The organism is Microbacterium sp. CFSPD4_SD4 (assembly GCF_057364585.1).
In genome coordinates, this window is record NZ_JBNFOC010000003.1 from 12442 (window position 1) to 38809 (window position 26368).

The window sequence follows — 26368 nt, forward strand, 5'->3', positions numbered from 1 at the left end:
GGAGATCCGCCGAGTGCGAGGACGATCAGATGATCGAGAGCTCGCGCAGCTTCGACTCCACGTCGGCGTTCGACGGCTCGACGTGGTGCGAGGCGTCGGGGTAGACCACGACGGGGATGTTCGTGCGGCCCGAGATGTCCTTCGCGATGTCTGCGGCGGCGGGGTCGGCGACCAGGTCGACATACGTGTACGCGACGCCGAGCTCGTCGAGCTGCTTCTTCGTGCGGATGCAGTCGCGGCACCAGTCGGCGCCGAACATCGTGATGGTGTCGGAGGCGGGGTTGGTCATGCCTCCAGCCTACGGCCGTGGGGGAGGGGTGGCTCCGAAGAAGCCCGCCAGTGCGGCGGCGAGAGGTTCGGGCGCCTCCTCCGCCATGTGGTGCCCGCTGTCGATGCCGTGGCCGCGGACATCGTCGGCCCAGTCCCGCCAGATGCGGAGGGGGTCGCCGTAGAGCTCCTCGAGATCGTCGCGTTCGGACCACAGCACGAGGGTCGGCATCCGGAGCCGACGCCCGGCGGCGCGATCGGCCTCCTCGTGCGCGCGGTCGATCGTGAGGCCGGCACGGTAGTCCTCGAGCATCGCCCGGACGACCGACGGCTGCCGCACCGCCTGCAGGAACTCGGCGTGGTTCGCCGTGCCCATCGTCGCCGGGTCGGCCTTGGGCGCGTACCAGGCCTCCGGGTCCGCGCCGATGACGCGCTCCGGGATGTCCGGCTGGCGAAGAAGAACCAGTGCCACCAGTGCGCGGCGAAGGTCGCGTCGCAGCGTCGGAGGTGCTCCGAGATCGGCAGGCAGTCCAGCAGGGCGACCTGTTCGACGGTCTCCGGGTGATCGAGGGCGAGTCGGAGCGCGACGTAGCTGCCACGGTCGTGCCCGACCAGGCGGAAGCTCTCATGGCCGAGTCGCTCGGCGACGGTGCGGATGTCGCGGGCGACGGCGCGTTTGGAATGGGCCGCATGATCGGCGGTGGGCGCCGGGCCGCGGGAACGCCCGTATCCGCGCAGGTCGGGGCAGATCACCGTGAAGCCGCGCTCGACGAGGAGCGGGGCCACCCGATGCCAGGTCGCCGAGGTGCGGGGGTGGCCGTGCAGCAGCACCACGGGCGGCCCCGAGCCGCCGTGGCGCACGAGGATGTCCGCCTCCGCGGTCGGGATCCGCGTGGTCGTGAAGCCGGGGAACAGCGCCTCGTCGGCGGCGCTCATCGACCGGGGTCCGCTTCGTCCGGCAGCTTCTCGACCGGGACGATCACCACGTCCTGCACCTTCCAGTCCAGGTCGGCGATACCCTCGGACGCGGCGGTCAGGTCGGCCGTGCGGACGCCATGATGATGCGGCACCACGAACGCCTCGATGTGGAACACCTGGCCCTGATCCCGCATGCGCACGGCCGCCTGATCCACCCAGGGGCGGCTGCGCAGGTAGGAGACGACATCGCGGGCCAGCGGATGCGGCTCCGCGCTGTCGAAGGTGCGGGCGCGCTGGTCCATGAGGTCGACGATCGCCGTCTTCGTGTTGCGGAAGCCGTCCCAGATGATGCCGAGCGAGATGAAGAGCGCCGCGGCACCGTCGAGCCACCATATGCCCGCGCCGACACCCAGCACTCCGACGATGGAGGCGACCGTCGTCTGCCAGTCGGCCTTGGCCATGTCGGCGTCGGCGTAGAGCAGCTTGTTGTGCAGGACGGGGGCGAGCTTGGCCTTGGCCGGGCCGTAGAAGAACACCGGCCCGACGATCACGACGGCCATGACGGCGACCATCAGCCAGCCGAGCCAGATCGTCTGTCCGAACACCTGCACGGTGCCGATGGTCGGATGCTCCCCGCGGATGAGCCCGGCGACGGCCTCGGCGGCGAGGTTCAGGCCGACCGCGAGGAGCGCGACACCGGCGACGAGGTGGCCGACGCCCATCGCCCGGTGGAGGCCATAGGGGTGCTTCCGGGTGGGGCGTCGCCGCACGAACAGGAGCGCGAGGAGGAAGGCGAACTGCGGGATGAGCGACAGCATGTCCTCGATCCACGCCGTGCGCATCGCCTGCGACTCGCCCACGACGAGGGCGATCACGGTGATCGTGATCGAGGTGTAGACGATCGTGAAGATCTCCCAGCGCACGGCCTTCCGCGTGGCCTGCTGCTGTTCGTCGGGGAGCTCGGTGCGCCCGAACTGCTTCGTCCCGGTCATCGAGCGACCTCCTCGTCGAGAGAGGCCTCGAGGGCCGAGAGGAAGGCGTTCTCGCCGAGGGGCACGAGCATGACGAGCTCCCGATCTCCCGCGCCCTCGATACCCGGATAGCCGCGGGTCACGCCCGCCTTGTCGATCCACGGGGTGTCCGGCGTCAGTCCGCCGGCCACGAGGTCGAGGTCGCCCGTCTCCAGCATGCCCACCAGGCTCTCCTCGGTCGCGACCGTCCACGTGACGTCCGCGTCGACGCTCGCGGCGAAGTCGTCGACGAGATCCACGACTGGCCCGCGCGGCTCGCCGCCGTCGACTTCTACGAGGCCCGGGTCGGGCGAGGTGCCGGCCCGCAGCTCCCCGCCCGTGACCCGGTCCAGGGTGCCGTCCGGGTCCGCGGGGACCGTCATCCCGCATCCGCCGAGGGCTGTGGCCACGAGGAGGCCGGCCAGGGCGCCGATCAGGCGTCGTCCGGCGGAGATCCGTCGATTCCTGTTGCTGCTCACGGAACAAGGCTGCCCCGCGGCGACGTCGCCGGCCAACGGCGTTGACGAGCGCAACCGTCGAAGGCTAGTCGCCCTTGAAGGTAAGGGTAGCCTTACCTATAGTGGAGGTATGAGCAGCGCGTGCGAGCACCTGGAGGATCCGGACTGGGAAGCGATGGAAGGAGCGGTGCTCATCGCCGGGGATGCGGCCGATGCCGGAGCCATCGCGCGCGTCGCGTCGCGGCTCCCGTGGGACGCGCACGGCGTCATCCTCATCGAAGCGGCGGCCCGCATCCAGTTCCGGCACATCGACGTCCCCCCGGGGGTCTCGGTCCGCTGGCTCGTACGGGCCGAGGGGACGCGCGCCCACGCGCGTGGCGAGCGCCTCGCGAACGCCGTCTACGCGTGGTGCCTGGAGTGGACGTGCAGCGAGCCCCCGGAGCACTGGACGGTGTGGCTCGGTCCGCACACGCCGCCGCACGTGGCGCGGATGGCGCGCAGCCTCCTCGGCGTCGCGAACTGACCCCGCCTCAGCGGGTCGCGCCGACCGCGGAGGCCGTGGCGTTGGCGGTGATCGCATCGAGCGCGCGGCGGAGCGCCGAGCTCGACGTGTGCGCGGTGTACGGGAAGTACACGACCTCGACGCCCACCTCCGCGAACTCGCTCTCCAGCCGGAGGCCCTTCTCGGTGCCGCGCCAGTCGTCGCCCTTGAAGAAGTGGGTGAAGCGCACGTCGCGCCACGAGTCCATCTTCGACGGCGTCGTCTCGACGTAGACGTCGTCGACGAAGGAGATGTGCCGGACGATCTCGGCACGTTCGGCGGTCGGGATGACCGGCTCGATCCCCTTGACCTGACGCAGCATCTCGTCGCTCACGACGCCGGCGATCAGGATGTCGCAGTGCTGTTTGGCGTGTCGCAGCAGATTCAGGTGCCCGACGTGAAAAAGGTCGAAAGCTCCGACGGCATAGCCGATACGCGTCCCCATGATCTCCCCAGATCGATCATTCCCCAGTCGAACGGATCCCCACCCGTTCGGCGCGACTCCCACAGCCGCAGACGACACTCTAGCAGGAACGTGTCCTGCAGCCCATAGGAACCCATGGAACGATGGATGCCGGAGCCGATGGGGCTGCGGAACGACGAAGGGGACCACGTTGGGGGCAGGGGTCACGGTCATCGTGCCGACGTACAACGAGCGCGACAACGTCGCCGAGCTCGTGGAGCGCACGGCCGCGGCCTTGGCGGGACGGGACGCCGAGATCCTCTTCGTCGACGACAGCAGCGACGACACCGCGGCCGAGGTGGAGCGCGTCGCGGTCGACGCCCCGATCCCGGTGCGGGTGATCCATCGCTCGGACAACGTCGGAGGCCTCGGCGGAGCGGTCGTCGTCGGCCTGGGCGCCGCGGCGGCCGATGTCTGCATCGTGATGGACGGCGACCTCCAGCATCCCCCCGAGCTGCTGCCGACACTGCTGGACCGCTTCGCGGACGGCGACGCGGACGTGGTCGCGGCCTCCCGCTACGTCGGCGGCGGAGACACGAGCGGCCTGGGAACGGCCGTGCGCTTCGGCGTGTCCCGCGCCGCGACGTGGCTGACCCGCGCGATGTTCCCCCGGCGGCTCGCCCGGAGCACCGACCCGATGACCGGGTTCTTCCTCGTCGACCGCCGTCGTCTGCGGCTGGATGCACTGCAGCCGCAAGGCTTCAAGATCCTCCTGGAGATCCTCGCGCGGACGGATCTGCGGATCGCGGAGATCCCGATGGAGTTCGCCGAGCGTCGACACGGCACCTCGAAGGCGAGCCTGCGCCAGGGGGCCACGTTCATCGCTCATCTCGCACGGCTGCGGTTCGGGAAGATGTCGCTGTTCGCGGCGATCGGCGTGCTCGGCGCCATCGCCAACCTCGCGATCATGTGGGCCCTGACGGCGGCAGGCGTCCCCTACGTCTGGGCGGCCATCATCGGCGCCGAGGTCACGATCATCGGCAACTTCCTGCTGCAGGAGCGCTTCGTCTTCGCCGACATGCGCACCGACGCCCGCAGCGCCGGGGTGCGCTTCGCGGCGTCCTTCACGTTCAACAACGTCGAGGCGGCCCTGCGCATCCCGGTGATGGTGCTCATGGTCGAGACATGGCACATCTCCAGCGTCCTGGCGACCGCGCTGTCTCTCATCGTGGCCTTCTTCGCCCGGTTCCTGTTCCACTCCCTCGTCGTCTACGCGCCCCGTCGGCGGCGTGAGGAGAGGGCGGCGGCGGGCGAGCCGGAGCCGAACACCGCGACGCTGCGGATCATCCGCGCCATCGATGCGGAGGCGATGAAGCCGGGAGAGCTCTAAGCGTCCGCGGACAGGTAGTCGGCGAGGGCCGCATCCGCGTCCCGCGGCGTCCAGCCGGTGGCCGTGATCCGGGCGAGGTCCATGACGCTCTTGCGCGGACGCGGCGCGATCGGTCCGGCCTGGTCGGCGAAGTACTCCTCCGTCGTCACCGAGGTGACCGCGGCCGGGTCGTGCCCGGTCAGCCGGTAGACCGCGCGGGCGATGTCGGCCCAGGAGTGCGGTTCGCCGCCCCCGGTCACGTTGTAGAGCCCGAACGGCGCCGAGACGTCGAGCAGGTGCCGGATGGCCTCCGCGAGGTCCGTCGTGAAGGTGAGTCGTCCGATCTGGTCGCCCACCACGCGCGGGGCGACGCCCCGCCCGGCCAGCGAGGCCATCGTGCGCACGAAGTTGTGACCGTCGCCGATCACCCAGGAGGTGCGCAGGGTGTAGTGGCGGGGCACGGTCGCCACGATCGCGTCTCCGGCGGCCTTCGTCTGGCCGTACACACCCAGCGGGCGGACTCCGTCCGTCTCCGTGTACGGCTCGTCTTTCGTGCCGTCGAACACGTAGTCGCTGGACACGTGCACGAGCGTGAGGCCGTTCTCGGTCGCGACCCGGGCGAGCGCGGACACGCCGGTGACGTTCGCCGCCCAGGCTTCCGCGCGGCCCTCCGCGGTCTCGGCGCGGTCGACGGCCGTGTAGGCGGCCGCATTGATGATCGTTCCGTAGTCGCGCCAGCGCCGTGCGCGGGTCAGCCCGGGGTCGCGGAGGTCCATCGTCTCGCGGGTCGTGTACTCGACGTGCTCCGCGTCGCCGAAGGCCCTCCGCAGCGCCAGGCCGAGCTGACCGGATGCCCCGACGACGAGGATCTTCCGCGGGCCGATGGGGGTCACCTCGGCCAGTCGAGGATGTGCCCGGTCCTTCGGAGAGATCTCGACCTGGTCGAGGGGGATCGGCCACGCGATGGCCGCCGTCTCGTCGGCGAGGTTCAGGAAGGAGTACGCGGCGTCGGGCGACCAATGGTCGTTCACCAGGTAGGTGTAGGCGGTGTCCGCTTCGAGCGTCTGGTACGAGTTGCCGACGCCACGCGGCACGAGGATCGCGCGCGACGGGTCGATCTCCGCCGTGAAGACGCGCCCGAACGTCTCGCCCGCCCGCAGGTCGACCCAGGCGCCGAAGATGCGGCCGGTGGCGACCGAGACCCACTTGTCCCAGGGTTCCGCGTGGATGCCGCGTGTCGTGCCGACGGCGTCGTTGAACGAGACATTGTTCTGGACCGGCCCGAAGTCGGGCAGACCGGCCGCGACCATCTTCTCGCGCTGCCAGTTCTCCTTGAACCAGCCGCGGGTGTCGCCGTGCACGGGGAGGTCGACGAGGAGCAGGCCGGGGATCGGCGTCTCCGTGATCGTGAGCGCCTTGCCGAACGTGGTCATCACTGCCCCCTGGCGGCGTAGAACGATTCCGTGGCGTCCTTGGCCGGCGCCCACCAGTCCTCGTTCGCGCGGTACCACTCGATGGTCGAGGCCAGGCCCGACTCGAAGTCGGAGAATCGCGGCGCCCAACCGAGCTCGGTGCGCAGCTTCGTGGAGTCGATGGCGTAGCGCAGGTCGTGGCCGGCGCGGTCGGTGACATGGTCGTAGGCGTCGGCGGGCTGGCCCATCTGCGTGAGGATCAGCTCGACGACGGACTTGTTGTCCTTCTCGCCGTCGGCGCCGATCAGGTACGTCTGGCCGATCTCGCCCTTCTCCAGGATCGTGAGGACGGCTGAGGAGTGGTCGTCGGCGTGGATCCAGTCGCGCACGTTCTGTCCGGCGCCGTACAGCTTGGGCCGGATCCCGCGCAGCACGTTCGTGATCTGGCGCGGGATGAACTTCTCCACGTGCTGGTACGGGCCGTAGTTGTTCGAGCAGTTCGAGATCGTCGCCTGCACCCCGAACGAGCGCACCCAGGCGCGCACCAGCAGGTCGCTGCCGGCCTTCGTGGACGAGTACGGCGAGGAGGGGTTGTACGGAGTCTGCTCCGTGAACCGTGCCGGGTCGTCCAGCTCCAGATCTCCGTAGACCTCGTCCGTGGAGATGTGGTGGAACCGGCGATCGTGGCGACGCGCGGCCTCCAGCAGCGTGTAGGTGCCGATGATGTTCGTGTCGAGGAACGGCCGCGGGTCGTGCAGCGAGTTGTCGTTGTGGGACTCGGCGGCGTAGTGGACGACAGCGTCGGTCCGGGCGAACAGGCTGTCGACGAGCGCCGCGTCGGCGATGTCCCCCTCCACGAGCTCGACCCGGTCAGCGGGCAGACCCGCGAGCGAGGCGCGGTTGCCGGCATAGGTGAGCTTGTCCAGGACCGTCACCTGCGCGTCCGTGTGCGCGACGACGTGGTGGACGAAGTTCGATCCGATGAAGCCGGCGCCGCCGGTCACGAGCAGGCGGGTCATCGAGCGCCCCTTTCGAGCAATCCGAGCAGGTAGGTTCCGTAGCCCGACTTCACGAGGGCTTCCGCGCGCGTGCGCAGGGCCTCGTCGTCGAGGAAGCCCTGACGCCAGGCGACCTCCTCCGGCACGCCGATCTTCATCCCCGTGCGGCGCTCCATCGTGCGCACATAGTCGGCGGCGTCGGTCATCTGGTCGAACGTCCCGGTGTCCAGCCACGCCGTCCCGCGCGGAAGGACCTCGACCTGGAGCTTGCCGCGCTCGAGGTAGGCCCGGTTCACGTCCGTGATCTCGTACTCCCCACGGGCGCTCGGCGCGAGGTTGCGGGCGATCTCGATGACATCGTTGTCGTAGAAGTACAGGCCGGGCACCGCGTAGTTGCTCTGCGGCGCGGCGGGCTTCTCCTCCAGGGAGACGGCCTGGCCGTCGGCGTCGAACGCCACGACCCCGTAGGCCTCCGGCTCCGCCACCCAGTAGGCGAAGACCGCGCCGCCGTCGATGTCGGCGAAGCGTTTGAGCTGCGTGCCCAGGCCCGGCCCGTAGAGCAGGTTGTCCCCGAGGACCAGGGCGACGCTGTCGTCCCCGATGAAGTCCGCGCCGATCGTGAAGGCCTGTGCGAGGCCGTCCGGCGACTCCTGCTGAGCGAACGAGAGGGAGACGCCGAACTGCGAGCCGTCCCCGAGCAGCCGCTCGAAGTGCGCGGCGTCGTGCGGCGTCGTGATGACCAGGATTTCGCGGATCCCGGCGAGCATCAGCGTCGACAGCGGGTAGTACACCATCGGCTTGTCGTAGACCGGGATCAGCTGCTTCGAGACCCCCAGCGTGATGGGGTGCAGCCGCGTCCCCGAGCCGCCCGCCAGAATGATGCCCTTCATGTATCCCCCTCGTGAAACATCGATGCTCGTGGCGGCGTCACTGAGAGGACGGCCATCCCCTGCCGTCCGACGACCCCCACAGTCGTACGCTCGACTCTAGCGGAGAAGTCGCCCTTTACACCGCCCGGGCCGAGGGCCATAGTGGGCCTCGTGGGATCCGAGGACAGCCCGGCGCTGTCCGTCACCTGGGCGCATCGTGCCGAGCAGTCGGCCTCCGTCTGGGCGCGCGCACACGCCAGGGGGGAGGTTCCGAGCGTGTGGCCGTATGGGCTGGACGCTCTCCGCGACCATGCCGTGGTGGAGGTGGACGAACTCCCCGATCCCGGTCGGATCGCACGGCTCCGCGCACGCGCCGGCCTCGGCCCCCGACCCCGCGCGGGCTCGCCATCGCCTGGGACGAGAACACGGCCTACCGCCTCCAGATCCTGCGGCCGCGGACGCGGTACGCCGCGGGGGTCATCTGGCTCACCGACATGGCGGCGGCCGGTGCCGCACCCGGTCGCTTGGTGACGATGCTGCGGGCGGCAACGGCGCTCTGGGTGCTCAGCGAGGCGCAGGTGGTCCCGCTGCAGCGTCTCCTCGGGGCCGGCGGGCCGCGGGTCTTCGTCGTCCCGTTCGGGATCGACCACGAGTTCTTCGCCGCGCACCCGCCGTCGGTCACCCCCCGGATCGTCAGCGCGGGCAACGACAGGGACCGGGATCCCGCGACGTTGTACGCCGCGCTCGCCCTGGTCCTCGCCGCGCGCCCGGGCGTCGACGTCGTCGTGCAGTCGCCCTCCGCGCTGACGCCTCCGGAGGGCGTCCGGCTCGTGCGCCGACTGCCGCACACCGAACTCCGCGATCTCTACGCGACAGCGAGTGTCGTGGTGACCGCGACCCGCCCGAACCTGCACGCATCCGGGATGACGGTCGCCCTCGAGGCGCTCGCCACCGCGCGTCCCGTGGTCGTCTCGGACACCCCGGGCATGCGTGACTACGTCAGCACCCGCACCGGTGCCCTCGTCCCGCCGGGGGAGCCGGAGGCTCTGGCGGAGGCGCTGATCGGGATGCTCGATGATCCCGACCGCGCCGCCGAGCTGGGGCGGCAGGGCCGCATCGAGGTCGAGCGGCGCTTCACGACCGCGACGATGGTCGACGCGCTCGTCCGCGGTCTCCGGGCCGACGGCTGAGGTCGGCGCTCAGGCCGAGGGAGGCACGTCGCTGATGATGTACTTCGTCTTGCCGCCCGTGTAGGGCAGGGAATCGACGAAGTCGGTACGCACCGGCACCTCGTTCGCGATCCGCTCCCGCAGTGCGGCGACCGCGCTCTCGATCTGACTCCGCGCCTCCGCGCCGTCGCCCTCCACGACGCGGATGGTGATCGAGTGATCGGCGAGCTGGTGGATCTGGAAGAGACGCACGGCTTCCGGGTGTGCGGCGAACATCCCCATGAGGCGGTGCGCGAGCACGGTGCCGCTGGGAAGACGGATCATGTCCGTCGTCCGCCCCTGAGGCTGCTCCATGAGTGGGAGGGCACTGCCGCAGCGGCACGGCTCAGATCGCAGGATGCCCTTGTCGCCGGTGCGATACCGGATCAGCGGGAAGACCTTATTGCGCAGATCCGTGATGACGAGGTCGCCCAACTGGCCGGGGGCTGCGGGAGCTCCCTCCTCGTCCACTACCTCCACCCGGCGGACGTCGGCGAAGACATGGAGGCCGTCGCGATGGGCGCATTCCCCGGCGATCCATCCGAACTCGGAACCGCGATACTCGTCGTAGACGGGAGCGCCGAAGACCGACTCGAGCCGAGCGCGGGCGGAGGCCGTGAGCGGCGCCGCCGTCGTGGCGATCGCCGTCGGGACGGGAACGCTCAGCTTCCGGCGCTCCAGGAAGTCGGCGAACTCCAGCATTGCTCCGACGTAACCCTCGATCAGGCGCGGTCGCGTCGCGGTGAGTCGACGATGGAACGCTTCCATCGTCTGCTCCGAGATCAGCCCGGCGTCCAGATAGACCTGGGTGGTGGGCCACCAGGCGAGGTCGTTCTTGATGGTCGCCAGCCGCCCGAAGTTCCAGCGACCGACCCTGGCGAGGTCGTCGTACGGCTCGATGCCCCACCAGGAGTACATCCTCCAGCTCAGCGCCAGGGCCGGCACCCTGGCGTCGTGGAGGGTGGCGAGGGGCTCTCCCGTGCTGCCGCCCGTCAGGGCAGGTCGCCCACTGGCTTCCGTCGCCTCGGGCGTGCGCATCTCCGCCGCGTGCTGCTTGACGGTCGCCCGGTCGAGGATCGGCAACGCCGCCCAGGCTTCCGGATCGGTCAGGGCATCCGCGCGGACACCGAGCTCGCGGTAGCGGGCGCCGTAGAACGCGGACGAGTCCATGGCGAACGCCGCGATGTCGCGAGCGAGCCTGTTCTGCATACGGGCGAACTCGGCCGGGGCCATGCGCTCGTTCGCGAGGAGTTCACGATGGAAGGCCCCCGCTCTCGCCCGTACGGTCGCTGCCTTGGCGCGGAAGAACGCGCCCTTGAGGGATGTGGACATGGATGGAGCCTCTCGTCGTTGAGCGGGCGGGGTGGGGGTGGGTCAGACGCGGTGGCGGCGCCGACGCTTGAGTGCGACGCCATCGCGGAAAGCGTCCCGGTGGGCACGGCCGGCGTCCGCCCATTCGCGGCGGGAGAGGTCGGGTGCCCCGGTCAGCGTCGATGCCGCGCGCCAGGCCTCGACCACGGCTGCGGCGTCGAGGTCGCCGTCGTACAGGAGCACCCACTCGGCCCCCACTTCGCGCGCCAGTGCCTCGTTCGCCTCGTTCCGCGGCACCAGCACGGGCCGTGCCATCGACAGGGCCGCGAGGACGCTGCCGGAGTTGTGCATGAAGCGGTAGGCCAGCACGATCAGCTCGGAGGAGGTCGCGAGCTGGACGAGCTCGGCATCGCTCAGGAAGTCCAGGTGCAGTTCGACGGCGGGGAGACCGGAGGTCCGTTCACGGAGGTCGTCGCCGAGCTCGGGGGTGGAGGGGCGACCGCCGATCTTCAGGCTCAGGGTCGGCTCGATCGTCACCGCCTCCGCGTAGGCGTCGATGAACCCTTCGAGGCCTTTGTAGCGACGCACCCCGCCGAACGATCCCAGCCGACCGGGCACGCGCTCGGCGGACGGGAACGCGGCGTACCAGTCGCGGTAGTGGCCGTGCAGGATGAGGCTGTGCGGCGTGCCCGGAGGGAGCGGCGTCGTCTCGTTGATGACGATTCGATAGTCGGTGTGCCGATCGATGGACCGCAGCAGCCACAAGCGGGGCGCGTTGTCATCGGGAAGCTCGATGTTGTGGACCGTCCGCACCACGGCGATGCGTCGAGACAGGCGGTGCCTGGCGACGAGGGCCGCCGTGAGGAGGAACTTGCCGGTGGACTTCCACCAGGTGGATCCGTGGAGCTTGGCCTCGGGCCAGTGCCAGTGGAAGGCGTCGTAGCGGCCGAAGAGGGCGGTCTTCCACGAGAACTGGAGATGCTCCAGCCCCTCCGTCGTCCCCAGGGCCTCGTCGAGCATCTTGTTGTACGGATTCGTCGTGGGGCGCGGCGCGCCCAGGGACTGCATCACGCGGATGGTCGACGCGGATTCGGTCATCGTGTTGTCCTCCGAAGGGCGACGGTATTCGTCGTAGCGGCGGCCGAGAGCGGCGGCAATGGTGCCGCGGCCGCGGTGGATCAGGCGGGTGCCGCGGGCGTGATGGGTGATGTTCGAGGTCGCGGCACCGAAGGCTCGACGCGCTGCACCGACGACGATCCGGGCGATTCCACCGATCAGGGAGCGCACCCGGAGCAGACCGCGCTGCAGCTTCCCGCGGGTGAGCTTCAGGTCGATGCGGGTGCCGGCATTGGCCGAGCTGAACGCCCGCTGCGCCGCCCACGCGCGGCTGAGCCGCGCGGCGACGACGAGGTCCTCGGTCTCGGACTCGTTGCACCAGACGATGCGGCCGCCTCGGCCGACGAGTTCGCGGGTGAAGAGCGTGTCCTCGCCGCCGCCGAGCCCGAGGGACGGGTCGAAGCGCACGCCTAAGCCGCGCACTGCCCGTAGGTCGAGCAGCAGGTTCCCCGCCGCGGCGACCGAGAGCACCGTCCCGGTCGGGCGGGGCGGACGACGGAACGTGCCGGAGGCGAGCAGCCAGGGATCGACGTCGTCGTCGAACACGGAGATGACGCGGCCCATGACGGCATCCGCGTCGAACGCGCGCCAGGTGGTGATCAGCGCCGAGAGCCAGCCGGCACGGGGGACCTCGTCGTCGTCGATGAAGGCGAGCAGGTCGCGGTCGGCGCACTCGTCCAGCAGCCGATTCCGCGCGGCGACGATGCCCGGCGTCGGCTCGACGACGTACCGGACGGGCAGGGCGGCGTTCGCGGCCACCTCGCGCGCGGAGCCCGCGGCGTCGTTGTCGACGACCAGCACCTCCACGTCCACGCCGAGGTCCGCACATTCCGCGATCCGGTCAGGGAGTGCGCGCAGCAGCGCTGCCAGCAGCTCCGGCCGTCGGTAGGTGGGCACGCCGATCGTCACGGCGATCGCGTCGCCCGTCCCCGGTCCCCTCGTCATCCGCCTCATCCCCATGGCAGTCGTGCGCCTGTGTCCCCGCGCCGGCTCATCGTACCGTGAACGGCGGGTGCGCCGAGCCGGCTCTGGCGTATAGTCGGTGTCCTGGGAGTCGACGCCGGTCGCGACTCTGGGGAATTCGACCGGCGACCCGAGCGGACCGTGTGGGCGGATCCGGGGGGAGGATCGCGTGTCAATCGTGCACGGACGGCTGGCCGTCGTCGTCGTGAACTACGCCTCGGCGCGGCTGCTCGAGCGCAACCTGGTGCTCGTCGAGCGCGAGGCCCGTGCCGTCGACGAGGGGACGCTGATCGTCGTCGTCGACAACTGGGCGGGTACCGCCGAGCGCGAGGCCGCCGTCGCCGTCGCACAGGCGCACGGATGGACCCTCATCGCCCCCGAGACGAACAGCGGATTCGGCGGCGGCGTCAACATCGGGGTCGCCCGAGCGCTCGCCGACGGCGCGACCGACGTCCTCGTGATCAACCCGGACGCCCACATCGACCGAGCGTCGCTGGCGCGCCTGGCAGCGGTCACCGCGGCCTCGCGCACGACCCTCGCCTCGCCGGTGATCACCGACTCCGACGGACGCACCTGGTTCGCCGGCATCGACCTCCTGCTCGACGACGGCACGATGCGCGCGCGCCGCAAACGCCGGGCTGACGACGTGCGCCCCTATGAGCCGTGGCTGAGCGGCGCCTGCCTGTGGATCACCCGCGAGGTGTGGGCGCTCTCGGGAGGCTTCGACGACGAGTACTTCCTCTACTGGGAGGACGTCGACTTTTCCCGCCGCGTCGTCTCGGCCGGAGGCACGCTCGTCCTCGTCGAGGAGGCGACGGCCGTGCACGACGAGGGCGGTACGCAACGCGCCGAGCCCCAGCTCGCGAGGGCGAAGTCGGAGGGCTACTACTTCTACAACATCCGCAACCGGATGCTGTACGCGGTCCGGCACCTCGACGACGAGACCGTGCATCGCTGGCGCCGGTCGATACCCCGTACCGCCCGCGAGGTGATCCTCCGCGGCGGCCGGAGACAGCTGCTGCACTCCGCCGCTCCGCTCCGCGCCTACGTCCGCGGGGTGCGCGAGGCCCGGCGGATCGCGCGCCTGTCCGGCACGGAATCGAAGGGAACGACATGGTCGTAGACGCCTACCGTCAGCTCGCGAGGGCGCAGAAGGGTCACGCCCGCGGCGCCCCCGCTTATTCGGTCTACGTGAATCGCCGGCTCGGACGCGTGCTCGCCGCGGTGGCGTTCCGGCTCGGACTCACGCCGAACCAGGTGTCGATCATCAGCGCCGTCCATTCGTTCGCCGCCATCGGCCTCATCGCCTTCGCCCCGGTCACCGTGCCATTGGGGCTGCTCATCGCGCTCCTTCTCGTCCTCGGCTACGCGTGGGACTCCGCGGACGGTCAGGTCGCCCGGCTCCGCGGCGGCGGGAGCCCGCAGGGCGAGTGGCTGGACCACTTCATCGACACGCTCAAGATCGCGTCGCTTCATCTGGCGGTGCTGATCGGCCTGTACCGGGTCCTCCCGGAGACGCCGTCGCTGCTGCTGATCCCCATCGTGTTCAGCATCGTCGCCACGACCACGTTCTCGGGCATGCTCCTGAACGACCTCCTCAAGGGCAAGCACGCCGTCGCGTCCACGCACGAGCGTGGCGGGGGAACCCTCCGACGCTCGCTCGTGCTGCTGCCGACCGACTTCGGACTGGTCTGCCTCGTCTTCGTCCTCTGGGGCTGGACGCCGGTGTTCCTCGTCGCGTACAGCGCGCTCTGTGCCGCTGCGGTCCTGTTCCTCGCGCTCGCGGCGGTGAAGTGGTTCCGTGAGATCGGAAGGCTCGGTGACGCGGCATGACCGGCGGCTCGATCCTCATCGTGTGCGCGGCCAACGTCTGCCGGTCGCCGCTGGCCGAGCTGGCGCTGCTGCGCCGGCTCGGGGAGGGGTCCTCGCTCTCGGTGCGCAGCGCCGGCGTGCGCGCCAACGACGGAGATCCGATCTGCGCCGACGTCGCGTCGCGGCATGCCGACGAGGACTGGCGGGCACGGGCGCAGGCGCATCGAGCCCGCGAGGTCACCCCGGAGATGCTGGCCGCAGCCGACCTCGTGCTGACCGCCTCGCGCGATCTCCGGGGCGAGCTGGTGCGGGCGGCGCCGGAGCACCGCGACCGGATGTTCACGCTGCGTGAGGCCGCGCACCTCGGCGTCGGGTTCGCGCCCGGCGGCTCCGATGTCATCGCCGACTACGTCGCTCACCTTGACCGGGCGCGGACGCGCGCGGTGCCCCTCAGTGGCTCGCCGGGTCGCGGCGGGGGGCTCCGGCGTCTCCTCGGTCGTCGCTCCGTCGAGGACCCGGCCTCCATCGCGGATCGGCACGGGAGCCGGGGCCATGCCGGCACCCTCTCGGAGGTCGAGCAGGCCGTCGACGCGATCGGCGGACAGCTCGGGCGATACCGCCGACACTCCTCCTGAGCGGAGGGTTGTGGTTTTCCACGGTCGGCAATAGCATTAGCCGACGCCGTGTTCTGCACGGCTGGGGGGAAACCGGAGCCGAGGGGGCTCCGGCTGGGGATCTGGGTTCTGGGGAGCTGCAGTGTTCACTGTTTCAGCATGCCGTTCTGGGGACGGCTCATCTCGCGCACGACGTGCGCTGTTCATTGCGCCCGTCGTGGCGCTCTCGCTCGTGTTCGCCGGATGCACGGCGGCACCGGATACCGCGGCGTCGCCGGAGCCCGAGGGCACCAGCACGACCGACTGGACGCCGCCGGCCGATCCCGAAGCCCAGGGGCCCACCGAGGCTCCCGCGCTGACCGAGGAGAGCGGTGCGCTGGACGCGGAGATCGCGCTGTCAACCGACATGGTCGTGACCGTCGACGACATCTCGACCACCGAGATCACCCCCGAGACGCCGGGCGAGTATGCCGGCTCCGCCGTCGTGGTGACCGTGAAGGTCGCCAACGACTCGAAGCGGGCGCAGAGCATCGACTCCGCCGTCGTCAGCCTCGTCACGGACGACGGCGACGTCGGCGTGGCCACCACCGCGGGGCCGAACGAACCTCTCCATGGAGAGCTGGCCGCCGGCGACGAGGCCACGGGAACCTACGTCTTCATGCTCGACCCCACGAAGGGTCGCGCCGTGAAGATCAGCGTGAACTACGCCGCCGGCGAGCCGGTGGCGACCTTCGCGGGCGAGCTCTCCTGAGCCGTGGGCGCGACGACTTTCACCGCGTCTCGTACGTGACATTTTCGAAGAAGAAATCTGGGGCTGGGGAGCAACATGGGTAAGACATCCACTTCGAGGCGGGCGCTGAGCGCACTCGCGTCGGTCGTGACGGCCGCGCTGCTGATCACGGGCATGACCACGCTGGGGGCGACCGGGGCCGCGGCGGCGGATACGCCGTCGACGCCACCGCCGCTGCTGCAGCGGAACGACGACGTCGTGACGTCGGACCCGATCCCGACCGTGCAGATCGACAACGGCTACGTGTGGTCGCAGACCACGATCGGGTCGACCGTCTACGCGGTGGGCAAGTTCGACAACGCCAGGGCGCCGCTCGCCGTACCGGGGACCAGCCTCACCGCCCGGTCCAACGTCCTCGCCTACGACATCAACACGGGGCAGCTGCTCTCGTTCGCGCCGCAGGTGAACGGCGTGATCAAGGCCGTCGCCGCCTCGCCGGACGGCAGCCGCATCTACATCGGCGGCTCCTTCAACTCCGTCAACGGCCAGACGCGCTGGAACTTCGCCGCGCTGGACGCCGTGACCGGGCAACTGGTGCCCGGGTTCTCGCCCTCGATCGGCGGCAGCGGCGTGTACGCCCTCGCCACCTCGGGTTCGAGCGTCTACGTCGGCGGTCTCTTCACGCAGGGCAACGCGACCCCGCGGAAGAACCTCGCAGCTTTCTCGGCGACGAACGGCGCGCTGCTCAGCTGGGCGCCGCAGACCGACCTCCAGGTCGACGCCATGGTGATGGACCCGGCGGGTCAGAACGTCATCGCGGGCGGCCGGTTCTCCCAGGTCAACGGCGACCTGACGATGCGCGGCACCGTCGCACTCGACAAGACGACCGGCGCGGTGGACAGCGGATGGGCGCTGCCACAGACGGTGAAGAACGGCTCCAACACCGGAGCGAACTCGGGCAAGGCGGGCATCTTCGGTCTCGCGGCCGACGCCAATGCCGTGTACGGCACCGGCTGGGTCTACGCGGATGCGGCCACCGGAAACCTCGAGGGCACCTTCGCGGCCGAGGCCGGAAGCGGCCAGGTCCGGTGGATCGCGGACTGCCTCGGCGACCACTACGGCGTCTACTCGACCGGCAAGACGGTCTACACGACCAGCCACACCCATGCCTGCAGCACCATGGGCATGCACCCGGAGCAGAACCCGCGTACGCACCGCTACTCGGAGGCGTACACCGCGGACGCCCGCGGTCTGCTGGGCAACCAGCCCGCGGCCGGTGGCACGTACAAGAACTGGGCCGGTACGCCGGCGCCCTCGGCCTACGCCTGGACTCCGGACTGGGCCGTCGGCGTGACCACGGGCATGGGGCAGGCCGGACTCTCGATCACCGGTGCCGGGAACATGATCTCGATCGGCGGTGAGTTCCGCTCCGTGAACAACGGCCGCTTCGAGGGGCTCGTGCGCTTCTCCACCAACCCGCCCGGCGGCGCGAAGGACGGCCCTCGGCTGTCGGGTGCCAACTGGACCGGCACGGCGCAGTCGTTCATCCCCGGACGTGCGCGGATCTCGATCCCCGCGAACTGGGATCGTGACGACCTCACGCTGACCTATGAGCTGCGTCGGACGGGGACCACCTCACCGGTGGCCACCGCCACCGCCCGCGGCACCTGGTGGGACCGCCCCTCGGTGAACCTCGAGGACAAGACCGCAGCTCCCGGGTCGACGCAGGAGTACACCGTCGTCGCGAAGGACAGCGCGGGCAACTCCGTCTCCAGCCAGGCGATGAGCGTGACCATCGCGGCCGGTGCGGTGTCGAACTACGTCAACGCCGTCACGGCGGACGGGCCGCAGCTCTACTACCCGCTCGGCACCGCCCCGCAGGACTGGGCCGGATCCAACACCCCCGTGTTCGGCACGGGAGTGACCGCATCGACGTCCGGTGTGGAGAACACCGCGACCGGCGCCTCGACCTTCACCGGGACGAACACGGGCCGTGTGGCCTCCGGAAGCAAGGTCGCCGCGCCTTCCGAGTTCTCGACCGAACTGTGGTTCAAGACCAACACGACCAGCGGTGGCAAGTTGATGGGCTACGGCGCCGCGGCGTCGGGTGAGTCCACCAGCTACGACCGTCACATCTACATGACCAACAACGGCCGCCTCGTCTTCGGTACCTACAACGGCAGCACGCAGACGGTGCAGAACGGCGCGGCGCTCAACGACAACCAGTGGCACCATGCCGTCGCGACGCAGAGCGCGGACGGGATGAAGCTCTACGTCGACGGCCAGCTCGTGTCGTCGCTCGCCGGGGCCACGACCGCGGAGAACTACACGGGATATTGGCGTATCGGCGGGGACAACCTCGCCGGATGGCCGTCCGAGCCGAGCTCCAAGTACTTCAAGGGGGCGCTGGACGAGGTCGCGGTCTACCCGTTCGCCCTCACGGCGACCCAGGTGAAGACGCACTACGGAATCGGCAAGGGCTTCCAGGCCCCGACGGCTGTGTTCACCGCCACGCCGACCGACCTCGCCGTCGCGTTCGACGCGGAGGGTTCGGCGCCCGCAGGCTCGGCGACGATCGCCGGCTATCGGTGGGACTTCGGCGATGACTCGGCGACGGCCACCGGCAAGACGACGAACCACACGTACGAGAAGTCCGGCACTTACACGGTGTCGCTGACCGTCACGGACAGCAACGGACTCGCCACCACGGCGGAGAAGCAGGTCGTCGTGCAGGCACCGAACGTCCTCCCGACGGCGGCCTTCGAGACGACCGCGAACGGCCTGACGGTCTCGGCCGACGCGTCCGCCTCGGCGGACTCGGACGGCTCCCTCGCCTCCTACGCCTGGAACTGGGGGGACGGCACGACGTCGACCGGGCAGGTCGCCACGCACGTGTACGCCACGGCCGGCACCCGCACGGTGACTCTGACCGTGACCGACGACCGTGGCGGGAGCGCGTCGACCACACGTCAGGTGACGACCACGCATGCCGACCCGGTGGCGGCCTTCACGGCGACGGCCTCGGGGCTGAACGTCGACGTCTCCGCCGCGGGTTCGAGCGCGTCCGACGGCGCGACTCTGACCTACTCGTGGAACTGGGGCGACGGATCCCCCGCGGGCTCCGGAGCCTCCGCCGGCCACGCCTACGCGAGCGCCGGGGCGCGCGAGATCACCCTGACGGTGACCGACAGCCTCGGGTCGACGGCGACGGCCACCAAGACGGTGACGCTGACCGCCCAGGTCTTCGCCGCGTCCGACTCGTTCGGTCGCGTCGTGTCCAGCGGCTGGGGCGCAGCCGACAAGGGCGGCACCTGGGCACCGATGAGCGGCTCCGCCGCAGCGCTCTCCGTCGGCGACGGTGTGGGCAAGGTCAACCTGGCACCCGGTGACACCAGGGAGATGCTGCTGCAGGGCACGTCCCTTCTCGACTCGTCCGTGCGGATCACCTACACGCTCGCCTCCGGGCCCTCCTCAGGTGCGGCGTACGAGGGGCTGGGCGCACGGCGCTCCGGGTCCTCGGGCTACCGAGCTCTCGCCTGGCACCGTCCTGACGGCACCACCTGGCTCGTGATCCACCGCAACGGCACGGCGATCGCCAGCACCGCCGTCTCCGGTCTCTCCTGGAGCGCGGGCAGTTCGTTCTCGCTCCTGATGGAGACGACCGGGTCGTCCACGACGACCATCCGCGCCAAGCTGTGGGCTGCGGGGTCGGCGGAGCCCGCCAACTGGCAGCTCACCACGACCGACGCGACGCCGGCGCTGCAGGTCGCCGGCGCCCCAACCGTGTTCTCCTACCGGTCGGGCAGTGGCACCGGCACCAACCTCGCCAGCTTCGACGACTTCACGCTGAAGAACCTCGGCACGCCGGCGCCGGACCCCGAGCCCCAGCCCGAACCGGAGCCCGCGAACGTCGCTCCCACCGCGGCGTTCACCGCGACCGCGACCAACCTCACGGTCGCCGTGGACGGCAGCGCCTCGACCGACTCCGACGGCACGATCGCCTCGTACGCGTGGAACTTCGGCGACGGGACGACCGGGACCGGCGCGACGAGCAGCCGCACCTACACCGCGGCGGGGACCTACACCGTCACCCTCACGGTGAAGGACGACAAGGGGGCCACGCACACCACCAGCAAGCCGGTGACCGTGACGGCGCCTCCCGTCGACCCGGAGCCCGAGCCCGAACCCGAGCCGCAGCCGGCTCCGGTGGCGGACGACGGCTTCGACCGCACCGCGGGGCCCGGCTGGGGCACCGCCACGGTCGGCGGGGCGTGGACGATCGCCGGCGGTTCGCAGGCGGCGGCGACCGTCGCCGACGGCCAGGCGAAGCTGAACCTCATCGCCGGGGACACCCGCCACGCGACGCTCAACACGACGTCGGTCGCCGACACGGTGCTCGAGACGCAGTTCCGGGTCGATCAGGCCCCGGCCGCGGGTGGCGCCTATGTCGGCGTGATCGCGCGGCAGTCGGCGGCCGGGAAGTACTTCGTCCGCGCCTGGCTGCGTCCTGACGGCACGGTCTGGCTCGTCGTGCACCGTGAAGGGACCGTCCTGCGCACGCAGGCTGTACCCGGGCTGGTCTGGGCGGCGAACACCTCCTACAACCTTGAGGTGTCCGTGACCGGGACGACGTCGGCGACGCTGTCCGCCAAGTTCTGGCCGACGGACACCACGAAGCCGGCAGCCTGGCAGATCACCACGACCGACGCGGCGCCCCTGGGCGCCGGCGCGGTGGGTCTGAGCGGCAACCGCTCCGGCAGCGCGACCGCGCCGCTGGGCGTGTCGTTCGATTCGTTCCGCGTCACCGCACCGCAGTAAGATCCTGACGCATGGCCACTGCTGTCCCGATCGCGCTCCTCGCCTTCGGCGGAATCGCGGCAGTGGCCATCGTCGTGTTCGTCCTCCGGCTGCTTCCGCGCGCCGCCTTCGCGGTGTGGGCCGTCGTGCTGTTCTTCGTACCGCTCTGGGTAGGTGTCAATCTCGGGTTCTACTGGGCGGGGATCACCCTGCTCACCGTCCTGCTGATCATCGTGAACTGGTCGGTCGTGCCGCTGCGCGCCGCCGACGCCTGGGTCGCGGCGTTCGTCCTCGTCGTGGTCGGCCTGTACGGGTTCGGCACTGTCGACCTCGCCTCCCTCGTCGCATCGCTCCTGGAGTGGGTGATCCCGTACATCTGGGGGCGCGTGGTGCTCGCGCGCGTGACGACCGACTGGATCACGTCCACGATCGCGGTCGTGGCCATCGTGGCTGCGGCGCTCGCTGTGGTGGAGTTCCTCACGTCCTTCAACCCCTTCGTCCTCATCCCCGGGTCGGGTGTGGTGTACGAGACGTGGAGTCCGCTGCAGGAGCGCGGTGGGGTCCTGCGTGCGGAAGGGGCGTGGGGGCACTCGATCGCGCTCGGCGCCGCGCTCGCGATGTCCTCCGCGTTCGTTGTGGCGACGCGGTGGCGGCTGTTCCCGAAGATCACCGGCATCGTGCTCATCGCCACCGCCACGGTCTTCACCTTCAGTCGTGCCGGTCTGCTCACCCTCGTGCTCACCCTGGTCCTGTCCACCTTCCTCATCGTCGGCGTCTCGACGCGCTTCCGGGTGACGGTGGCGGTCGCCGGAGTGATCGGCGCCGCGATCGTCATCCCCGTCATCGATTCCGTGTTCGGTGCGGCGGGGGATGAGGCCGGAGGCAGCGCCGACTACCGCACCGACCTCCTGGTCCTCCTGGAGCAGGTGCAGCTGTTCGGCAACCCGGGCGACTGGCATTCCCTCGTCTCCGGCGACTACTACCTGGGGTACTTCGCGCGCTCGGTGGACAACGCCCTCGTGCTCACGCTCCTCCGGTACGGCTACGTGCCGACGCTGCTCATCATGGCGGCCGTCGTCTGCGCGGCTCTCCTGGCCGTGCGGCGGTCGACGCGGAGTCCGGCCGCCCTCGCTGTCGTCGGGCAGCTTCCGAGCCTGGTCGTCGTCGCCCTCATCACGCAGTACAGCATGTTCCTGTGGTTCTGCGTGGGGCTCGCGGTGACCTGGGCGCGGGACGCGGGGACACGATCCACCGCGGCCGATACGGCATTCCTGCGCGATCTGGACACGTCGGCACCGCCGCCGACCCGAACCGCTCCACAGGTGCGGCAGACGTGAGGGAGACGTGCAGATGGCTCCTCTAGAATCGAGACCTCAGGGGGAATGGGGAGTCATGGCTGAGAGCCGGGTCAGCCTGCGTGTCATCGCGGGCTCACTGCGTAAGTTCTGGTGGTTGATCGTGCTGTGCGGCGTCGTGGGCGCCGCAGGGTCATTTGGATACGCGTCGCTGCAGACGCCGTTGTTCCAGGCGACCACCTCGCTCTACTTCGCGCTCAACCAGGGGACGAGTGCCTCGGACCTCAACCAGGGGTCCGTGTACACCCAGAGCCAGATGCTCTCCTTCGCTCAGCTGGCGACGAGCTCGCGGGTGCTCGACCCGGTGATCGAGGAGCTCGGTCTCGACACGACACCTCGCGCGCTCGCCAGAGACATCGAGGTCACCATCCCGCAGAGCACGGTCACCCTGCGTGTCACCGGCATCACCGACGACCCGGAATCCGCCGCCGAGCTCGCGAACGCAGTCGCCGAGCAGCTCATCACGGTCGTGAAAGACGTCGCCCCGAAGGACCCGCAGGGCGAGTCCACGATCACGGCCGAGGTCATCGACGACGCCGTGGTCCCGGAGTTCCAGTTCACCCCGAGCAAGCCGAGGGATGCAGCGCTCGGCGGGTTCCTCGGTGGCGTGCTGGGCCTCGCGGCCGCTGTGCTCATCGGAGTGCTGGACACGCGGGTCCGCAACGAGGAGGCGCTGACGCAGGCCGGGGGAGATCCCGTGCTCGGCGTCGTCTCCAAGTCGCCGTTGCTGGAGGCGCGGGGAATCGCCGTCGCCCAGGAGCCGCTCGGCCACACGTCCGAGGAGTTCCGGCGCATCCGGTCGGCGCTCGCGTATGCGAATGTCTCGTCCCGAGTGAAGGTGCTGCTGGTGACCTCCGGCATGCCAGCCGAGGGCAAGTCGACCGTGTCGGTGAACCTCGCGATGACCCTCGCGGCGCTCCGCAACTCCGTCCTCCTGATCGACGCGGACATGCGGCGCCCGCGCGCCCACGAGCACGCCGGTATCGACGGTTCGGTCGGACTCACCAGCGTGCTGCTCGACGAGGTCGAGTTCGAGGTGGCGAAGCATCGTGTCGCGGACACCACGCTCGACATCCTCCCGGCCGGCACCATCCCGCCGAACCCTGCCGAGCTGCTCACGTCGGCCCGCATGGCGCAGCTTCTCGACTTCGCGGCCGCGGACTACGACTACGTCGTGATCGACTCGCCCCCGACGCTCAGCGTCGCGGACGCCAATCTCCTGGCCACGCAGACGGACGGCGTGATCCTCGTCGTCGACGCCACGAAGACGAGGCGCGCAGCGTTGGAGAAGAGCATCAAATCGCTGGAATCGGGCGGCGCACGCATCCTCGGCACGGTCCTCAACCGCGCACGTCCCGATCGTCACCGCAGCGAGTACTACAGCGAGTGAGCGACCCGCGGTCCGATGTGCGCGGTCACGCAGCATATCGGCGGAGGCGTTCGAAACGTTTGCCATCGCCTGGAGAGGCGGTTATTCTTCATGGGTTGCGAGGGGGGCTCGCTCTTTGTCGCCGGGGTTGAAACTGCGGCGAAGCGTGGGTTGATCGTGCAGTCTGCCCCAGAAACGGTGACATCGTGTCCTTTCCGTTCCCTGTTCGTCTCTCGTCTTCCGCAGCGCCCGCCGCGCCGCGGCGTCGCCATCGCATGCTCGCTGGCGCCCTCGGCATCGCCGTCGCGCTCTCCGGAGCGCTGGTCGCCGCACCGGCGTCCGCGGCGGTCGCCGCCTCACCGTCCGTCCGGCCGGCAGCCACGTCTGCGGCGCCTCTGCTGTCGGACGATATGAACCGCACCGTCGCCTCCGGCTGGGGCGCGGCTCCCGTCGGCGCCTGGCGCGTGGTCGAGGGCACGTCGAGCGTCGCGAACGGGCGGGGGATGCTCGCCAGCCGGAAGCCCGGGATCACGGCGCGGGCGACCGTGGCCGGGGTGACCGCGGCGGACGTGTCCAGCCGCTACACGGTGACCGTCCCCGCCCTCCCCGTCGGTGGCCCCCTGTACCTCGCCCAAGCCGTCCGCATCGTGGGCAAGGACTCGTACGGCGTGCGGCTGCGGGTGCACCCCGACGGCTCCGCCTACGTCTCCGTCGTCCGGATGACCGATCTCACGACGGTGCAGAATCTGAGTGAGCGGCGACTCCCGTTCGCAGTGACGAAGGGCATGTCGCTGCGCGTCGCCCTCGATGTGACCGGAACCAGCCCGGTGACGCTGGCGGCCAAGGCCTGGGTGGCAGGGGCAGCCGAGCCCTCCGCGTGGCAGGTGACGCACGCCGATTCCTCGGCGGCCCGGATCACCGCGGCGGGGGGTTACGGCTTCGCGCTGTACACCTCGTCCGGGGCGAAGGCGGCCGCTCCGCTGGCGCTCGACGACCTCCTGGTCACCGCGCCGACTCCGACTCCTGCGCCGACGCCGACGCCGACGCCGACTCCGACTCCGACTCCTGCGCCGACGCCGACCCCTGCGCCCGCACCGAACCCGGCTCCGCCGGCGAACCCGACGAACCCGGTCACGCCCGCTCCGCCGGCGACTCCGGCCGGCGTCCGCGGAAAGCCAGGTGCTGCTGCCCCCGGCACGCTGTCGTACCCGGCTCCCGCGACCGCGATCTACGCAGCGCCGGGCGGATCCGACGCCGCTGCCGGCACGCAGAAGGCGCCGGTGCGCACGATCGCGGCGGCGCTGCGGCTCGTGCCGAACGGAGGGACCATCGTCCTCCGGGGCGGGACCTACCACGAAGAGGTCATCGTGCCCCCGCAGAAGCGGGTCACGATCCAGCCTGCTCCGAACGAGGCGGTCTGGATGGACGGGGCGAAGGCCGTCACCGGCTGGAAGGCCGCAGGGAACACCTGGACGGTGGACGGCTGGGGGACCGCGCTCGACTCGAGCCCCACGTACACGAAGGGTGCGCCCGACAACGCCCAGGCGGAGTGGCGCTTCGTCGATCCCGCGTATCCCATGGCGGCGCATCCGGATCAGGTGTGGGTCGCGGGCGTGCAGCTGCGGGAGGTCGGTTCCGCCGCACAGGTGGTCGCCGGGACCTTCTTCGTCGACGACAGGGCGAAGCGGCTCGTGATTGGCACGAATCCCACGGGCAAGTCCGTGGAGGCGAGCGTTCTCACTCAGGCACTCTCGATCCGCTCCGCCGGATCCGAGGTGCGTGGCATCGGGGTGCGGCGATACGCCACCAGCGTGCCCCAGATGGGGACGGTCATCGCCGCGGCGAGCGACATCACGCTGGCTGACGTGACCATCCGCGACAACTCGACGACCGGCTTCTACTCCTGGGCGCCCCGGACGACGCTGACGCGGGTCTCGTTGATCGGCAACGGGCTTCTCGGCGGTGGAGCCAGCCAGGCCGACGGCTTGAAGGTGAAGCAGATGCTCTCCGTCGGCAACAACGCCGAGCGCTTCAACCACTCCCCGGTATCCGGGGCGTTCAAGGTCACCCGGACGCGGGGTGTGACCGTTTCCGACAGCGCCTTCACCGGAAACGCCGGGCGTGGTCCCTGGTTCGACGAGTCGGTGATCGACATCGTCTTCACGGGCAACGACGTGATCGGCAACACCGGCCACGGCGTCATGGTCGAACTCTCCGAGCGGGCGGTCGTCGCGGACAACATCATCGCGCGCAATGGCGATTTCGGACTGTTCGTCCTGAACTCCGGAAACGTGAAGATCTGGAACAACACGTTCGTGGGCAACGCGAACCGCAACATCAGCATCGGCCAGGACGATCGCCGGGCCTCCGACCCGAACGCGGCCGGCCACGATCCCCGCACCCGCTACGCGCCCCTGGCGCCGTGGATCGTGCGCAACACCGTCATGTCGAACAACGTCATGGCGGAGAGCGCCGGCAACTGCCTCGTCTGCGTGCAGGACTTCTCGACGACCTTCACGGGTTCGCAGATGATGTCGAGCGTGAACGGCAATCTCTATCACCGCACCGCCGCGGGCACGCCGCGGTGGTTCTCCGCGTGGTCGAAGGGATCGGTCTCGCGGGATCCGGCGGTCGCCGACACCCTGGCCGCGTTCACCGCGGCGACGGGCCAGGACCGCCGCTCGCAGTTCGTGCAGGGAGCGTCCGTCGTGTCCGCGACGTACGCGCTGACTCCCGCGCAGGCTCAGCGGCAGGCCGCGATCGCGGTCCCCGTCCCGGCGGATATCGCCTCGGTATCGCGACTCCCCGGCAACAGCGCGACCCTGGGGGCCCTGCCGCGGTGACGATC

General features: G+C 70.3%; 21 protein-coding genes. 11 read left to right on the top strand and 10 right to left on the bottom strand.

The annotated features are described in order from the left end of the window. Window positions 1-25: 25 nt before the first annotated feature. From AC2W7E_RS06330 to AC2W7E_RS06345, 4 genes are read right to left on the bottom strand one after another with little or no spacing between them, the layout of a single operon-like run. A complete protein-coding gene (locus AC2W7E_RS06330; RefSeq protein ID WP_025104627.1) occupies window positions 26-289 on the bottom strand; it encodes a glutaredoxin family protein in 264 nt (87 codons plus the stop codon). Then, window positions 286-1203 carry an alpha/beta fold hydrolase gene (locus AC2W7E_RS06335; RefSeq protein WP_485988768.1) on the bottom strand — a complete coding sequence of 306 codons (918 nt, stop codon included), beginning with the start codon at window positions 1201-1203 and terminating at the stop codon, window positions 286-288. The genes AC2W7E_RS06330 and AC2W7E_RS06335 overlap by 4 nt, the downstream gene beginning before the upstream one ends. Next, entirely contained in the window at window positions 1200-2177 is a 978-nt protein-coding gene (locus AC2W7E_RS06340) for a cation efflux transmembrane domain-containing protein (RefSeq protein ID WP_485988769.1), read from the bottom strand. Before AC2W7E_RS06340 ends, AC2W7E_RS06335 begins: the two co-directional genes overlap by 4 nt. Continuing rightward, the gene (locus AC2W7E_RS06345; RefSeq protein ID WP_485988770.1) at window positions 2174-2674 is read right to left on the bottom strand and encodes a hypothetical protein; all 501 of its coding nucleotides are present in this window, start codon (window positions 2672-2674) and stop codon (window positions 2174-2176) included. The genes AC2W7E_RS06340 and AC2W7E_RS06345 overlap by 4 nt, the downstream gene beginning before the upstream one ends. 109 nt (window positions 2675-2783) lie before the next feature. On the opposite strand from AC2W7E_RS06345, the gene AC2W7E_RS06350 reads away from it, so the two are divergent. Then, window positions 2784-3176 (top strand): SIP domain-containing protein, encoded by a 393-nt coding sequence (locus tag AC2W7E_RS06350; RefSeq protein WP_102208730.1) that lies wholly within the window; start codon window positions 2784-2786, stop codon window positions 3174-3176. 7 nt (window positions 3177-3183) lie between these two features. Here the strand turns inward: AC2W7E_RS06350 and AC2W7E_RS06355 are convergent, their stop codons facing one another. Then, window positions 3184-3639 carry an FAD synthase family protein gene (locus tag AC2W7E_RS06355; RefSeq protein WP_060922253.1) on the bottom strand — a complete coding sequence of 152 codons (456 nt, stop codon included), beginning with the start codon at window positions 3637-3639 and terminating at the stop codon, window positions 3184-3186. A 169-nt stretch (window positions 3640-3808) separates the two neighbouring features. Between AC2W7E_RS06355 and AC2W7E_RS06360 the strand changes: the two genes are divergently transcribed. Next, window positions 3809-4987 carry a glycosyltransferase gene (locus tag AC2W7E_RS06360; RefSeq protein WP_485988771.1) on the top strand — a complete coding sequence of 393 codons (1179 nt, stop codon included), beginning with the start codon at window positions 3809-3811 and terminating at the stop codon, window positions 4985-4987. On the opposite strand, the gene AC2W7E_RS06365 is transcribed toward AC2W7E_RS06360, so the two are convergent. From AC2W7E_RS06365 to rfbA, 3 genes are read right to left on the bottom strand one after another with little or no spacing between them, the layout of a single operon-like run. Beyond that, window positions 4984-6399, bottom strand: a complete 1416-nt coding sequence (locus AC2W7E_RS06365; RefSeq protein WP_485988772.1) for a sugar nucleotide-binding protein — start codon at window positions 6397-6399, stop codon at window positions 4984-4986. The two genes, AC2W7E_RS06360 and AC2W7E_RS06365, sit on opposite strands and share 4 nt — an antisense overlap. Beyond that, entirely contained in the window at window positions 6399-7397 is a 999-nt protein-coding gene (rfbB, locus tag AC2W7E_RS06370; protein ID WP_315109726.1) for a dTDP-glucose 4,6-dehydratase, read from the bottom strand. The genes AC2W7E_RS06365 and rfbB overlap by 1 nt, the downstream gene beginning before the upstream one ends. Beyond that, on the bottom strand, window positions 7394-8266 hold the full coding sequence (rfbA, locus tag AC2W7E_RS06375) for a glucose-1-phosphate thymidylyltransferase RfbA (RefSeq protein ID WP_085604093.1): 873 nt from the start codon (window positions 8264-8266) through the stop codon (window positions 7394-7396). Before rfbA ends, rfbB begins: the two co-directional genes overlap by 4 nt. 512 nt (window positions 8267-8778) lie before the next feature. Here rfbA and AC2W7E_RS06380 point away from each other — a divergent pair. Next, window positions 8779-9435, top strand: coding sequence for a glycosyltransferase family 4 protein (locus AC2W7E_RS06380; RefSeq protein ID WP_485988773.1), 657 nt, complete (start codon window positions 8779-8781; stop codon window positions 9433-9435). Window positions 9436-9444: 9 nt separating this feature from the next. Here the strand turns inward: AC2W7E_RS06380 and AC2W7E_RS06385 are convergent, their stop codons facing one another. Together AC2W7E_RS06385 and AC2W7E_RS06390 are read right to left on the bottom strand one after the other, a co-directional pair. Continuing rightward, window positions 9445-10785: a phenylacetate--CoA ligase family protein gene (locus AC2W7E_RS06385; protein ID WP_485988774.1), complete on the bottom strand. Its 1341-nt coding sequence runs from the start codon at window positions 10783-10785 to the stop codon at window positions 9445-9447. Window positions 10786-10827: 42 nt separating this feature from the next. Then, window positions 10828-12825 (bottom strand): glycosyltransferase, encoded by a 1998-nt coding sequence (locus tag AC2W7E_RS06390; protein ID WP_485988775.1) that lies wholly within the window; start codon window positions 12823-12825, stop codon window positions 10828-10830. 187 nt (window positions 12826-13012) lie between these two features. Between AC2W7E_RS06390 and AC2W7E_RS06395 the strand changes: the two genes are divergently transcribed. The 8 genes from AC2W7E_RS06395 to AC2W7E_RS06430 all read left to right on the top strand — a co-directional run bounded on the left by AC2W7E_RS06395 (window position 13013) and on the right by AC2W7E_RS06430 (window position 26363). Continuing rightward, window positions 13013-13966 carry a glycosyltransferase family 2 protein gene (locus AC2W7E_RS06395; protein WP_315108093.1) on the top strand — a complete coding sequence of 318 codons (954 nt, stop codon included), beginning with the start codon at window positions 13013-13015 and terminating at the stop codon, window positions 13964-13966. Beyond that, on the top strand, window positions 13957-14676 hold the full coding sequence (locus AC2W7E_RS06400; RefSeq protein ID WP_485988776.1) for a CDP-alcohol phosphatidyltransferase family protein: 720 nt from the start codon (window positions 13957-13959) through the stop codon (window positions 14674-14676). Before AC2W7E_RS06395 ends, AC2W7E_RS06400 begins: the two co-directional genes overlap by 10 nt. Then, window positions 14673-15290, top strand: a complete 618-nt coding sequence (locus AC2W7E_RS06405; protein ID WP_315108091.1) for an arsenate reductase/protein-tyrosine-phosphatase family protein — start codon at window positions 14673-14675, stop codon at window positions 15288-15290. The genes AC2W7E_RS06400 and AC2W7E_RS06405 overlap by 4 nt, the downstream gene beginning before the upstream one ends. A 196-nt stretch (window positions 15291-15486) precedes the next feature. Beyond that, window positions 15487-16020: a DUF4352 domain-containing protein gene (locus tag AC2W7E_RS06410; protein ID WP_315108088.1), complete on the top strand. Its 534-nt coding sequence runs from the start codon at window positions 15487-15489 to the stop codon at window positions 16018-16020. Between the two features lie 75 nt (window positions 16021-16095). Then, entirely contained in the window at window positions 16096-20817 is a 4722-nt protein-coding gene (locus tag AC2W7E_RS06415; protein WP_485988777.1) for a PKD domain-containing protein, read from the top strand. Window positions 20818-20828: 11 nt separating this feature from the next. Further along, window positions 20829-22133 (top strand): hypothetical protein, encoded by a 1305-nt coding sequence (locus AC2W7E_RS06420; RefSeq protein WP_315108086.1) that lies wholly within the window; start codon window positions 20829-20831, stop codon window positions 22131-22133. A gap of 55 nt (window positions 22134-22188) precedes the next feature. Then, entirely contained in the window at window positions 22189-23541 is a 1353-nt protein-coding gene (locus AC2W7E_RS06425; protein WP_085604072.1) for a tyrosine-protein kinase domain-containing protein, read from the top strand. Between the two features lie 254 nt (window positions 23542-23795). Further along, the gene (locus tag AC2W7E_RS06430) at window positions 23796-26363 is read left to right on the top strand and encodes a right-handed parallel beta-helix repeat-containing protein (protein WP_485988778.1); all 2568 of its coding nucleotides are present in this window, start codon (window positions 23796-23798) and stop codon (window positions 26361-26363) included. The last annotated feature ends 5 nt before the right edge of the window (window positions 26364-26368 follow it).